This is a genomic window from Curtobacterium sp. PhB137, from assembly GCF_003814955.1.
Classification (GTDB): domain Bacteria; phylum Actinomycetota; class Actinomycetes; order Actinomycetales; family Microbacteriaceae; genus Curtobacterium.
In genome coordinates this window covers 190,253-203,404 of the sequence record NZ_RKQO01000006.1, presented here as the reverse complement: position 1 = coordinate 203,404, position 13,152 = coordinate 190,253, and the positions used below count along the sequence as shown (strand labels likewise).

The 13,152-nt window shown below is 70.2% G+C and carries 11 protein-coding genes and 1 tRNA gene; 6 read left to right on the top strand and 6 right to left on the bottom strand.

Annotated elements, in window-relative coordinates; all coding sequences use genetic code 11:
* Nucleotides 1-29 precede the first annotated feature (29 nt).
* The 6 genes from EDF28_RS10635 (at nt 30) to EDF28_RS10610 (ending at nt 5,016) form a co-directional block, all read left to right on the top strand.
* Entirely contained in the window at nt 30-941 is a 912-nt protein-coding gene (locus EDF28_RS10635) for a DMT family transporter (RefSeq protein WP_185094212.1), read from the top strand.
* A gap of 148 nt (nt 942-1,089) precedes the next feature.
* Nucleotides 1,090-2,301, top strand: a complete 1,212-nt coding sequence (locus tag EDF28_RS10630; RefSeq protein ID WP_123938258.1) for a glycosyltransferase — start codon at nt 1,090-1,092, stop codon at nt 2,299-2,301.
* Between the two features lie 10 nt (nt 2,302-2,311).
* Nucleotides 2,312-2,386 (top strand) — tRNA-Ile (locus tag EDF28_RS10625).
* 7 nt (nt 2,387-2,393) lie between these two features.
* Entirely contained in the window at nt 2,394-3,518 is a 1,125-nt protein-coding gene (locus EDF28_RS10620) for an AI-2E family transporter (RefSeq protein WP_185094211.1), read from the top strand.
* Nucleotides 3,515-4,345, top strand: a complete 831-nt coding sequence (locus EDF28_RS10615; protein WP_123938257.1) for a DUF1684 domain-containing protein — start codon at nt 3,515-3,517, stop codon at nt 4,343-4,345. The genes EDF28_RS10620 and EDF28_RS10615 overlap by 4 nt, the downstream gene beginning before the upstream one ends.
* Nucleotides 4,346-4,515: 170 nt before the next feature.
* Nucleotides 4,516-5,016: a DUF3145 domain-containing protein gene (locus EDF28_RS10610; RefSeq protein ID WP_235035923.1), complete on the top strand. Its 501-nt coding sequence runs from the start codon at nt 4,516-4,518 to the stop codon at nt 5,014-5,016.
* 202 nt (nt 5,017-5,218) lie between these two features.
* On the opposite strand, the gene EDF28_RS10605 is transcribed toward EDF28_RS10610, so the two are convergent.
* From EDF28_RS10605 to aceE, 6 genes are all read right to left on the bottom strand, one after another.
* Nucleotides 5,219-6,463 (bottom strand): beta-ketoacyl synthase, encoded by a 1,245-nt coding sequence (locus tag EDF28_RS10605; RefSeq protein WP_123292578.1) that lies wholly within the window; start codon nt 6,461-6,463, stop codon nt 5,219-5,221.
* Nucleotides 6,464-6,546: 83 nt separating this feature from the next.
* Nucleotides 6,547-6,795, bottom strand: coding sequence for an acyl carrier protein (locus tag EDF28_RS10600; RefSeq protein ID WP_017886710.1), 249 nt, complete (start codon nt 6,793-6,795; stop codon nt 6,547-6,549).
* Between the two features lie 120 nt (nt 6,796-6,915).
* Nucleotides 6,916-7,920, bottom strand: a complete 1,005-nt coding sequence (locus EDF28_RS10595; RefSeq protein ID WP_123938256.1) for a beta-ketoacyl-ACP synthase III — start codon at nt 7,918-7,920, stop codon at nt 6,916-6,918.
* A complete protein-coding gene (locus EDF28_RS10590) occupies nt 7,917-8,858 on the bottom strand; it encodes an ACP S-malonyltransferase (RefSeq protein WP_123938255.1) in 942 nt (313 codons plus the stop codon). Before EDF28_RS10590 ends, EDF28_RS10595 begins: the two co-directional genes overlap by 4 nt.
* A gap of 78 nt (nt 8,859-8,936) precedes the next feature.
* Nucleotides 8,937-10,151, bottom strand: a complete 1,215-nt coding sequence (locus EDF28_RS10585) for a CdaR family transcriptional regulator (protein ID WP_111085717.1) — start codon at nt 10,149-10,151, stop codon at nt 8,937-8,939.
* Between the two features lie 37 nt (nt 10,152-10,188).
* Complete coding sequence (gene aceE / locus EDF28_RS10580; RefSeq protein WP_123292581.1) at nt 10,189-12,933, bottom strand: pyruvate dehydrogenase (acetyl-transferring), homodimeric type; 2,745 nt, start codon at nt 12,931-12,933, stop codon at nt 10,189-10,191.
* Nucleotides 12,934-13,152: the final 219 nt, after the last annotated feature.

The window sequence follows — 13,152 nt, the reverse complement described above, 5'->3', positions numbered from 1 at the left end:
TATCCGGCGGTGGACGGTAGCCTCGACGCGTGACGACGGACCTCCAGCTGCCCGACGCAGTGAACCTGACGCCGTTCCAGGCCCTCATGATCCCCGTCGCGCTCATCGGTGCGGTGTTCCTGTCGCTGGGAGCGCAGTTCCAGAGTCGTGGTGTGCAGCGGGTCGAGGCGCGGCTGGGGCGGCAGTCGAAGGGACTGAGCGTCCGGCACGTCGTCGGGCTGGTCTCGAGCGGCTACTGGGTGCTCGGAACGCTGATGCTCGGCATCGCCGTCGTGCTGCAGCTCATCAGCATCACGTACGCGCCGCTGATCGTCGTGCAGCCGCTCGGGGCGGTCGCGCTCGTGATCACCACGTGGTTCTCCTCCCGGTCGTCGGGCGTGCCGCTGGGCCGTCGGGCGAAGCGTGCGGTGTGGACCTGCATCATCGGTGTCGCGATCTTCGTCGGCATCGCGGCGTTCGTCGGGCACGAGAGCGCGATCACCCGGCAGCAGCTGGTGACCGTCCTGATCATCCTGGCCGTGGTGCTGGTACTGGTGCTGGTGTCGTTCCGACTCGTGGCCAAGCACAAGAGCGCGCTCTACTACATCGTCGGCGCGGGCATCCTCTACGGGTTCGTCGCGACGCTCGCCAAGGTCGTGCTGAACCGGTTCGTGAACGGCACGTTCGACTGGTTGACGGTCCTGGCGATCATCGGGGTGGTCGTCGCGGCGTCGCTCGGCGGGTACTTCGTGCAGAACGCGTACTCGGCCGGTTCGGCGGACCTCGTCATCGCGGGGCTGACCGTGATCGACCCGATCGTCGCCGTCGGGATCGGCGTGGTCGTGCTCGACGAGGCGTCCGGGGCACCGTGGGGTGCGGTCGCCGGGTTCGTGGTCGCGGCCGGCATCGCCATCACCGGGGTGTTCCTGCTCGCCAAGCACCACCCGCAGGCCCGCGCCTGACCGCGCGGGCCGCGGGGCGGCGCCGCGCCGTCGCACCGTCACCCTGGGGTACCACGGGGTCCTCCGCGCGGCTGACGCGGCCGCGGAACCAGGTGCGGTACCGTCGGCAGTCCGACCAGCAATCGCCCACGAGAGGACGACGCCAGCCGTGTCAGGAGACGTCACCACCGCCACCGCCGAACCGACGGGTGCGACGGGCGGACACCGACCCTTGCGCATCCTGATCGCCGCGGACACCTTCCCGCCGGACGTCAACGGCGCCGCCACCTTCGCCGAGCAGCTCGCCGTCGGCCTGGCCGAGCGCGGGCACGAGGTCCACGTCGTCGCCCCGGCCTCGAGCCGCAACTACGGCACCTTCGACGAGGAACACCAGGGCGTGACCCTCGTCGTGCACCGCCTGAAGTCGTACAAGTGGCCGCTGCACGCCTGGCTCCGTTTCGTGTGGCCGTGGAGCGTCAAGAAGTGGACCGGCCCGATCCTCGACGCCGTGAAGCCCGACGTCCTGCACATCCAGTCGCACGTCGTCATCGGTCGCGGGATCGTCCCCGAGGCGAACGCGCGCGGCATCCGGGTCATCGCGACGAACCACTTCATGCCCGAGAACCTGCTCGAGTACACGCCGTTCGGCAAGTGGACGCTGCCCATCGCGCTGAAGATCGCGTGGAGCGACGCGGCGAAGACCTACCGGCTCGCCGACACCATCACGACGCCGACGAACCTGGCTGCCGACTACCTGCGCAAGGCCATCGCCGGTCAGCGGGTGCTGGCGATCTCGTGCGGGATCGACGCGTCGCGGTACGTCGCGCGCGAGGGCCGTCCGGTCAACAACGACATCGTGTTCGTCGGCCGCGTGGCGCCGGAGAAGAACCTCGACGTGCTGGTCCGGGCCGTGGCGCTGCTGCCCGGTTCGCTCACGGCGACCCTGACGATCGTCGGTGACGGCGAGATGATCCCGAAGCTGACCGCCCTGGCGAAGGAGCTCGGGCTCGAGGACCGCGTCCGGTTCCTCGGGTTCGTCTCGGACGAGGTCAAGCGCACCGCCCTGACGAACGGCACCGTGTTCGCGATGCCCTCCACCGCCGAGCTGCAGAGCATCTCCTCGCTCGAGGCCATGGCGTCCGGGCTGCCGGTCGTCGCCGCCGACTCGATGGCGCTGCCCCACCTGATCGACGGCAACGGGTACCTGTTCGCCCCCGGCGACGAACACGCCCTCGCCGCCAAGCTCGAGGCGGTGTTGACGGCGTCGGAAGCGGAGTACACGGCCATGCGGGAGCGCAGTTCGGCCATGATCGAGGCACACGACATCAACCGCACGCTCACGACGTTCGAGGCGCTGTATCGTGGGGAACCGGTGGCCTGACGGTCGTCGAGGGGCGGTAGCCAAGCTGGTCAAGGCAGTCGGCTCATAACCGAACGATTCGCGGGTTCAAGTCCCGCCCGCCCTACGTGCAGATGAAACGCAAGCGCGAGGACGACCACGACGCAGCTGGTCCGACGCCGAACGTCACGTTCCAGGTGAACCGTGGTGGCACCGGCGTGCGCGTCAACGCCTTCCGCATCGGGTTCATGGGTGCCATCGGTGTGCTCGTCGCGCTGCTCGCCGGCACCATCATCGGCGAGCTCAGCACCGTCCTCGTCTACATCGGGGTCGCGCTCTTCCTCGCGCTCGGCATCGACCCGCTCGTCTCGTTCCTCGAGCGGCTCATCCCGCGGTGGGCGGCGATCACCGTCGTCGTCGTGGGGGTCCTTGCGGCGTTCGCCGGGGTCGTCTTCGCGGTCGTCCCGATCCTGGTCGAGCAGGCGACCAACCTGATCCAGAACTTCCCCGAGGTCGTCGACGACATCTCGAAACAGCAGTGGGTGCAGGACCTGTCGAAGCAGTTCGCCGGGTCGTTCGACATCGACCACGCCCTCGAGTCGGTGCAGTCGTTCGTCGAGAACCCGGGCAACCTGCTCAGCGTCGGCGGCGGCATCCTGGCGGTCGGCAGCGGCATCCTGTCGGGGCTCACCGGCGTGCTCATCGTCCTCATCTTGATGCTCTACTTCCTCGCGTCGATGCGGGGCATGAAGCGTGCGGCGTACCGGTTCGTTCCGGCGTCCCGCCGCGAGAACTTCATCGACGTCAGTGAGCAGATCACCCAGGCGGTCGGTCGGTACGTCGTCGGCCAGGTGTCGCAGGCACTCATCAACGGCATCCTGAGCCTGGTGTTCCTGCTCATCATCGGTGCGCCGCTGCCCGTGCTGCTGGCCTCGTTCGCGTTCCTCGGCTCGCTCATCCCGCTCGTCGGCACCCTCGGCGCCGCGATCGTCATCTCGCTGCTCTGCCTGTTCGCGTCGCCCGCCACAGCACTCGCCGCGGCGATCTACTACCTCGTCTACATGCAGGTCGAGGCGTACCTCATCTCGCCGCGCATCATGTCGCGTGCGGTGCAGGTGCCCGGGGCCCTCGTGGTGATCGCCGCGGTGGCCGGTGGCACGATCGGCGGCGTGCTCGGTGCCCTGGTCGCCCTGCCCGTCGCCGCGTCGATCATCATCATCGTGCAGAAGGTCATCTACCCGCGGCAGGAGCTGGCGTGACGGACACCGCCGCCGACTTCGCCGACCACGTCGCCGAACGCGATCGCTGGGCACGCAGTCCCCGTGGCCCCTTGGCTCTCGTGAACGCCCAGCACGTCGACCACCCGCAGCCGGTGTGGCCGGTCCCCGGCACCTGGGCACCCACGGTCGGCGGCCTCACGGTGACGGCCGCCGCCACCGACGGTGTCGTCGTGGACGGCGTCCCGGTCGACGGCACGGTGCTGGTCGCCGGTGACACCGCCGTGGTGCCGTCCGCCGTCGCGTTCCCCGACGGCTTCGCGGGCACGGTGTCCGGCTCGACGCTGCGCGTCTGGGACCCCGCGGCGGAGCCGATCCACCGCTTCGCGCGCATCGACCGGTTCGACCGGTCCGACGACTGGGTGGCTTCCGGCACGTACGTCCCGCTGGACGCCGGTGCGGGCGACGACCGGGAGGCCCGTGGCAGCGTCCTCGACGCCGCCGGCGACGCTCTGCCGGTCGCCGGGCACATCGAGACGGCCGTCGGCAGCACGACCATGCGGCTCGTCGCGGTTCGGTCCGCGGCGTTCCGGGGTGCGCCGCGGCTGCAGCTCATCGTGCAGGACGCCACGAGCGTCCTCGCCGAGGACGACCCTGGCAGCACCTACTCGATGGGCCGCTTCCTGTACCTCGACGACCCCGGCGCCGCGGGCCCGGTCGAGCTCGACTGGAACCTGCTCGTGCTGCCGCCCTGCGCGTTCTCCTACCAGTTCGCCTGCCCGATCCCGCCGGCCGAGAACCGCGTGCCCGCGCCGATCACGGCGGGCGAGCGGCACCCCGTCGACGCTGCGGGCACCGTCCTGCACTGAACCGGACCGCGCTCGGCGGGGTCCTTGCCGTTCCCAGCCGGAACGCTGCATAATGGGCGTGTCCTGTCGGGACATCACAATCGCATACCGAATGGTTCCGTGGCTCGCAGCCGCTCGGATCCTCCGCACCAGGTCGATGGGGAAGTCGCACCTGACGTATCGGAGGAACCGTGAACGGAACGACGACAGGAGTGCTCTACGTGCACTCCTCACCCCGCGCGCTCTGCCCGCACGTCGAATGGGCAGCAGGTCGCGCGATGAACCGCGCCGTGAACTTCTCGTGGCTCGACCAGCCGGCACAGGACGGTGCCCGGCGGACCGAGTTCACCTGGACCGGCGCGGTCGGTGCCGGTGCCGCGATCGCCTCCGCGCTGCGCGGCTGGGAGCACCTGCGCTACGAGGTGACCGAGGAGCCGACGACCGAGTCCGACGGCGGCCGTTGGATGCACACGCCTGACCTCGGGGTCTTCTACGCGCAGACCGACGTGACCGGGAACATGGTCATTCCCGAGGACCGCGTCCGCTACGCGATGGAGGTCGCGGGCAGCAACGCGCTCGAACTCCACCGTGAGCTCCGGCTCGCGCTCGGACAGGCCTGGGACGACGAGCTCGAGCCCTTCCGGCACGCGGCCGAGGGCAACCCCGTCGTCTGGCTGCACCGCGTCGGCTGAGACTCGGGCCGCGCTGGCGTCTCCGCCGTTTCGCGAAAGCGACACTGTGCCGCCAACATTCGGCCGCAGACTGTCGCTTTGGCGGTGCGGTCGTGAACGTGTGGCCGCAAACTGTCGCCTTCGCGGCACTGAAGCCGGCAACACACACGACGGAAGCCCGCCCCGACGACGCGGGACGGGCCTCCTGGCAGGGTGCGACGGATCAGACGCTGCGGAACGCGACCACGGCGTTGTGCCCGCCGAAGCCGAACGAGTTGCTCACCGCGAGGAGGTCGCCGTCGGGCAGCGCGCGCGGCTCGCGCGCGACGTCCATGACGATCTCCGGATCCTGGTCGTTGAGGTTGATCGTCGGCGGTGCGACGCGGTTGTGCAGCGCGAGGACCGTGAACGCGGCTTCGATCGCACCGGCGCCACCGAGCAGGTGCCCAGTGGACGCCTTGGTCGCCGACACGACGATGTCGTCGAGGTGGTCACCGAAGACGCGACGCATGGCGTGGTACTCGGCGACGTCGCCCACCGGGGTCGAGGTGGCGTGCGCGTTGACGTGCACGACGTCCTCGCGGCTGGCTCCGGCGTGGTCGAGGGCCTGCAGGACCGCACGGGCGGCCGCGCTGCCCTCGGGGTCCGGTGCCGTGATGTGGAACGCGTCCGAGGTGATGCCGGCGCCGGCGACCTCGGCGTAGATGGTCGCACCGCGGGCCTCGGCGTGCTCCTTCGACTCGAGGATGAGCGCCGCGGCGCCGTCACCGAGGACGAAGCCGTCACGGGTGACGTCGTACGGACGCGACGCGGTCTCGGGGGAGTCGTTGCGGCGCGACAGGGCCTGCATCGCCGCGAACGCCGCCAGGGGCAGCGGGTGCAGTGCGGCCTCGGCGCCACCGGTGATGACGATGTCGGCGTCCCCGTCGGCGACGTGGCGGTACGCCTCGGCCAGCGACTCGGTCGACGAGGCACAGGCCGACAGGTAGGTGCGGGCGCCGCCACGGGCGCCGAACTCCATCTCGATGGCAGCGGCCGGACCGTTCGCCATGAGCATCGGGACCGTCATCGGCAGGACCCGACGCGGGCCCTTCTCGCGCAGGGTGTCCCAGGCGTCGAGCAGGGTGTTCACGCCACCGATGCCGGTCGCCCAGTCGACGATGAGGCGCTCGGGGACGACGGACTCGGCGTCGATGCCGGCGTCGGCCCACGCCTCACGCGCCGCGACGAGCGACAGCTGCGACGAGGGGTCCAGGCGCTTCGACTCGGGGCGGGTGAGCTGGTCGGTGAGGAACCGACGTGCCTGGCCGGCGAACTCCACGGGGAGTTCGAGCTCGGCGTAGCGCGGGTCCTCGATGCGGGTGATGCCGGACTTGCCGGCGAGCAGCGCGTCCCACGTTTCCGGGGCAGTCGCGGCGAGGGGTGAGATCGCACCGATCCCGGTGACGACGACGGTCTTCTTGGTCATGGAACGACGGTTCTTTCGTTGGGGAACAAGATGAGCGCCGCGGCCGACGGTGACCGCTGGCCGCGGCGCTCAGGAAGCTCGTGTCAGGCCTGGGCCTTGACGATGTAGTCGACCGCGTTGCCCACGGTCTTGAGGTTCTTGACCTCTTCGTCCGGGATCTTCACGTCGAACTTCTCCTCGGCGTTGACCACGATGGTCATCATCGAGATGGAGTCGATGTCGAGGTCGTCCGTGAAGGACTTGTCGGCGGCGACGGTGTCGGTGGCGATACCGGTCTCGTCGTTGATCAGCTCGGCCAGGCCGGCGAGGACTTCTTCGTTGGACAGGGCCATGAGTTTCTCCTTGAGGGGGGTGTCGTTTGACCGTGGACCAGCCTAGGGCACGCAGCGTGCTCGCGCCCGGAGACTCGTCGGGGTGGTCGCTGGTCGCGCGGGATGCGCGGCCGGGTGGGATCAGGGCAGGACGACGACCTGGGCGCCGAACACGAGCCCGGCACCGAAGCCGATCTGCAGGGCGAGCCCGCCGGACAGCTCGGGGTGTTCCTCGAGCAGGCGGTGGGTGGCGAGCGGGATGCTCGCGGCGGAGGTGTTGCCGGTGGTGGTGATGTCACGGGCGATCGTGACCGACTCGGGCAGGCCGAGCTGCTTCGCGAACTCGTCGATGATGCGGATGTTCGCCTGGTGCGGCACGAACGCCGCGAGGTCCTCCGGTCGGACACCGGCGGTCTCGAGCGCTTCGCGGGCGACCTTCACCATCTCCCACACGGCCCAGCGGAAGACCGTCTGGCCCGCCTGGCGCATGGTCGGGCGGGGCGCGCCGGCCTCCCACTCGTTGTAGGTCGCCGTCATGCCGATGGCGTCCCACTTCGAGCCGTCCGAGCCCCAGATGGTCGGGGCGATTCCGGGGAAGTCGCTCGGGCCGACGACGGCCGCGCCCGCACCGTCGCCGAGCAGGAACGAGATCGAGCGGTCGGTCGGGTCGACGACGTCGCTGAGCTTCTCGGCACCGACGACCAGGACGTGGTCGGCGAGGCCGGACTTGATGAACGAGTCGGCCTGGGCGATGCCGTAGGCGTACCCGGCGCACGCGGCGCTGATGTCGTACGCGGCGGCGGGCGTCGCGCCGATCCGCTCGGCGAGCAGCGACGCCATCGACGGAGTCGCGACGGTGTGCGTCACGGTGCTTACCAGCACGACACCGATCTGGTCGGGGGACAGGCCGGCCTTCTCGATCGCCTCGCGCGCGGCGGCCTCGGCGAGGTCGACGGCCTCGACGTCCTTGCCGGCACGCTTGCGCGTGATGATCCCGGTGCGCTGGCGGATCCACTCGTCGGACGAGTCGATCGGGCCGACCAGGTCGTCGTTCGGCACGACGTTCTCGCCGCGGGCGGCGCCGAAGGCCAGGATCCGGGTGAACTCGTGGCCGCGGCGCTGGGAGAGTGCGGGACGTTCGGTCATGCGGTGGCGTCTGCTTCCTGGTCCGCGCGCTGCAGCAGGTCGATCGCTGCGGGCAGGTCCTCGGGGGTCTTGATGGCGACGGACGGCGTACCGCGCAGGCCGCGCTTGGCGAGCCCGACCAGGGCGCCGGCCGGCGCGAGCTCGATGATGCCGGTGACGCCGGCGGCCCCGAACGACTCCATCACGGCGTCCCAGTGCACGGGGCTCGCGATCTGCTGGACCATCAGGTCGACGAACCGGCGACCGTCGTCGACCCGTGAACCGTCGGCGTTGGTCCAGATCGGCAGGGTCGGGTCGTGCACCGTGGCGGCCGCGGCGACCGGGGCCACGCGCTCGACCGCGGGGGCCATGAAGTGGGTGTGGAACGCACCGGCGACCGCGAGCGGGACCACGCGGGCCTTGGCGGGCGGGTCCGCCACGAGCGCGGCGATGCCGGCGGCCGTGCCGGCGACGACGGTCTGGCCGCCGCCGTTGTGGTTCGCGGGGACGAGCCCGTGGGACTGCAGTGCTGCGGCGACCGCGTCGGCGTCGCCACCGAGCACGGCGGCCATCGAGGTCGCTTCGAGGGCAGCGGCGTCCGCCATGGCCCGGCCTCGCTCGGCGACGAGCGACACGGCGTCGGTCGGCTCGAGGACCCCGGCGACCGCGGCGGCGGTGAACTCGCCGACCGAGTGCCCGGCGACCCCGCCGACGAGCGCACGGCGGCCGTCGGCCAGCAGCGCGTCGGCGGTCACGAGACCGGCGGCGACGATGAGGGGCTGCGCGAGTGCGGTGTCCTTGATGGTGTCCGCGTCCGACGTGGTGCCGTGTGCGGCGAGGTCTACCCCGATCGACTCGGACCACTGCCCGACACGTTCACGAACGGCGGCGTCCTCGAGCCAGGGGGCGAGGAAGCCGGGGGTCTGGGAGCCCTGTCCGGGCGCGACGACGACGATCACCGGACAATCCTGTCGCTCATGCACCGCGGGGCCCGTGTGGGCTTCCCACACGAAACCCCGCGTGACATTGTCGGTTCCCTACCGGCGAGGGGTGATGCGGCGACGACCCGTGGCCGATTCGGACATCGCGCCGAGGATCAGGGCCGACTGCACGATCAGGGCGTCCCGAGCGTGCGTGGCGTCCCACCCGATGATGTCCGCGACGCGGCGCAGGCGGTAGCGGACGGTGTTCGGGTGCACGAAGAGCTCGCGCGCCGTGGCCTCGAGCGACCGACCGGTGTCCAGGTAGCACCACAGGGTCTGCAGGAGCTCGGTGGACTGGTCCTTGAGCGGCACGTAGATCCGCTGCACCAGGGCGGACCGGGCGAGCGGGTCGCCGGCCAGGGCACGTTCGGGCAGCAGGTCGTCGGCCAGCGCCGGACGGGGGACCCCGCGCCATGCCCGCGCGACGGCGAACCCGGCGAGGGCTGCCTTCGCGCTGGTCGAGGCGTCGACGACCCCGGGGACCTCGTTGCCGAGCACCAGGTGGCCCTCGCCGAACAGCGGTTCGAGGGCCTGCGCGATGGCGGTGAACGAGACCGGGTCCTCTCCTTCGGGGACGTCGTCCCGCGGGGTCGAGCGCCCGATCACCACGACGAGCCGCGAGCCCTGCACGCCGACGAGCACGTCGGCGTCCATGTGGCGGGCGGTGCGGCGGACCTGGTCGACCTCGAGCTGCTTCGGTGCCGTGCCGACGAGCACCGCGACCTCGCCGTGCCCGTGCCACCCGAGGGCGGCGATGCGGGACGGCAGCTCGTCGTCGTACTCGCCCGACAGGATCGAGTCGACCACGAGCGCTTCGAGTCGGGCGTCCCACAGCCCGCGGGCCTCGGCCGCCCGGGCGTAGACGTCCGCCGCCGCGAAGGCGATGTCCCGCGAGTACTTCAGGATCGCTTCCTGCAGCATCTCGTCGTCGGCGGCGCGTTCCTCGACCACGGTCACGACCACGCGGATGAGCTGCAGGGTCTGCTGCAGGCTCACCGAGCGCAGCAGCTCACGCGGGGCCGAACCGAAGACGTCGGCCGCGGCGATCCACGGCGTCGACGCGGTGCCCTCGAGCCAGCTGATGAACGAGGTGATGCCTGCCTGGGCGACGAGGCCCACGGCGGAGCGGCGCCCCGGCGGCATCTCGCTGTACCAGGGAAGGGTGTCCTCGAGCCGCTTGATCGTGGCGGTGGAGAGTTCTCCGGACACCTGACGGAGCCAGGAGAGCGCCCGCTCGCGCGCGCTCTCCTGGCTCTGGGCCTTCGACAGGCCCTCGGTGTCCGGCTGGACGGGCGTCACCTGCTGATCAGCTCTCGCCGCCCGCGCTGCCCGTGGTGCCGGCGGTCACGTCGTGCAGGCGGTACTTGTCGATCGCCTGCTGGACGAGTGCGCCGTCGACCTTGCCCTGGCGGGCGAGCTGCTGCAGCGTCCGCACGACGACCGAGGGGCCGTCGATGTGGAAGAAGCGACGAGCGGCCGGACGGGTGTCCGAGAAGCCGAAGCCGTCGGCGCCGAGCGTGGCGTAGTCGGTCGGCACGAACGGGCGGATCTGCTCCTGCACCTGGTGCATGAAGTCGCTGACGGCGACGACCGGCCCCTCGGTGGCGAGCAGGCGCTCGGTGACGTACGGCGTGCGCGGCGACTCGTTCGGGTTGAGGAACGCGTGCTGCTCCGCGTCGAGACCGTCGCGGTACAGCTCACCCCAGCTCGTGACGCTCCAGACGTCGGCGGAGACGCCCCAGTCCTCGGCGAGGAGCTGCTGCGCCTCGAGGATCCACGGCACGGCCACACCGGAAGCGAGCAGCTGGGCCTTCGGGCCGTCGTGCTCGCTCGGCTTGAGCAGGTACATGCCCTTGACGATGCCGTCGACGTCGATGCCCTCGGGCTCGGCCGGCTGGACGATCGGCTCGTTGTAGACCGTCAGGTAGTACATGACGTTCGGGTCGCTGTGCTTCGGCGAGCCGTCCTCGTTCGTGCCGTACATCCGGTCGAGGCCGGCCTGCACGATGTGCCCGATCTCGTACCCGTACGCGGGGTCGTACGACACCACGGCGGGGTTCGTCGTCGCGAGGAGCAGCGAGTGGCCGTCGGCGTGCTGCAGCCCCTCGCCCGTCAGCGTCGTGCGACCGGCGGTGGCGCCGATCATGAAGCCACGGGTCATCTGGTCGCCGGCGGCCCAGATGGCGTCACCCGTGCGCTGGAACCCGAACATCGAGTAGAAGACGTAGACCGGGATGAGCGGCTCGCCCTGCGTCGAGTACGAGGTGCCGACCGCGGTGAACGCCGCCATGGCCCCGGCCTCGTTGATGCCGACGTGGATGATCTGGCCCTGCGGGCTCTCCTTGTACGCCAGGAGCAGCTCGCGGTCGACCGAAGTGTAGTGCTGGCCGTTCGGGTTGTAGATCTTCGCCGTCGGGAAGTACGCGTCCATGCCGAACGTGCGCGCTTCGTCCGGGATGATCGGCACCACGCGGTTGCCGAAGTCCGGGGAGCGGAGCAGGTCCTTCAGCAGCCGGGCGAACGCCATGGTGGTGGCGATCTCCTGCTTGCCGGAGCCCTTCTTGACGACCTGGTACTTCGCATCCTCGGGGAGGGTGATCGAGGTGTACTTGGTCCGACGCTCCGGCACGTAGCCGCCGAGCGCCTGACGACGCTCGTGCATGTACTGGATCGCCTCGTCGTCGTTGCCCGGGTGGTAGTACGGCGGCGTGTAGGGGTTCTCCTCCAGCTGCGCGTCGGAGATCGGGATGCGCATCTCGTCGCGGAACTGCTTGAGGTTGTCGAGCGTGAGCTTCTTCATCTGGTGGGTCGCGTTGCGGCCCTCGAAGCTCGGGCCGAGGCCGTAGCCCTTGACCGTCTTCGCCAGGATGACCGTCGGCTGGCCCTTGTGCTCGGTCGCAGCCTTGAACGCGGCGTAGACCTTCCGGTAGTCGTGACCACCGCGCTTGAGGTTCCAGACCTGGTCGTCGCTGTAGCCCTCGATGAGCTCGAGCGCCTTCGGGTCGCGCCCGAAGAAGTTCTCGCGGACGTACGCGCCGTTCTCGGCCTTGTACGTCTGGTAGTCGCCGTCCGGCGTCTGGTTCATCAGGTTGAGCAGCGCGCCCTCGGTGTCGCGGGCGAGCAGGTCGTCCCACTCACGCCCCCAGACGACCTTGATGACGTTCCAGCCCGCACCGCGGAAGAACGCCTCGAGCTCCTGGATGATCTTGCCGTTGCCGCGCACCGGACCGTCGAGTCGCTGCAGGTTGCAGTTGATCACGAAGTTCAGGTTGTCGAGGCCGTCGTTCGCCGCGACCTGGAGCTGTCCGCGCGACTCGACCTCGTCCATCTCGCCGTCGCCGAGGAACGCCCAGACCTGCTGGTCGGAGGCGTCCTTGATGCCGCGGTTGGTGAGGTACTTGGCCTGCTGCGCCTGGTAGATCGCGTTGATCGGGCCGATGCCCATCGACACGGTCGGGAACTGCCAGAAGTGCGGCATGAGCCGGGGGTGCGGGTACGACGACAGGCCGCCGCCGGCGTGGGACTTCTCCTGACGGAACCCGTCGAGCTGGTCCTCGCCGAGACGCCCTTCCATGTAAGCGCGGGCGTACATGCCGGGGGAGGCGTGGCCCTGGAAGAACACCTGGTCGCCGCCGGACGCGTGGTCCTGCGCGCGGAAGAAGTGGTTGTAGCCGACCTCGTACAGCGCGGCGCTCGACGCGTACGTCGAGATGTGGCCGCCGACGCTGATGCCCGGACGCTGCGCGCGGTGCACCGTGATGGCCGCGTTCCAGCGGATCCACCGGCGGTACCGGCGCTCCAGTTCCTCGTCGCCGGGGAACTCGGGTTCGTTCTCCGGCGCGATGGTGTTCACGTAGTCCGTCGTCGGGACCATCGGCACACCGAGGTGCAGTTCCTTGGACCGCTTGAGCAGGCTCAGCATGATCTCGCGACCGCGCTGGTGTCCGTGGGTCTGGACCAATCCGTCGAGGGACTCACGCCATTCGGCGGTCTCCTGCGGGTCCTGGTCGTTCGCCCCGGTGCTGTACGGGTCCTGGTCGTTCACCGTCACCCTTGACCTCGTTCGTTCTCGTGGTGGTGGACATGGTGGCTCCGGTGGTCGGGTCACGACCGGATGGGGCCCCGTCCACTCTAGGCCCCAGCACCGACGGTGATGCTGATGGTGCGGTGCACGTGGCGGGTGCTTGCATTCGGGTGCGGTCGGCGTAGCATGGCCGATCGTGCACACGCGACCCGCGTGCGCACGGACCCGACGGGTACACCCCACACC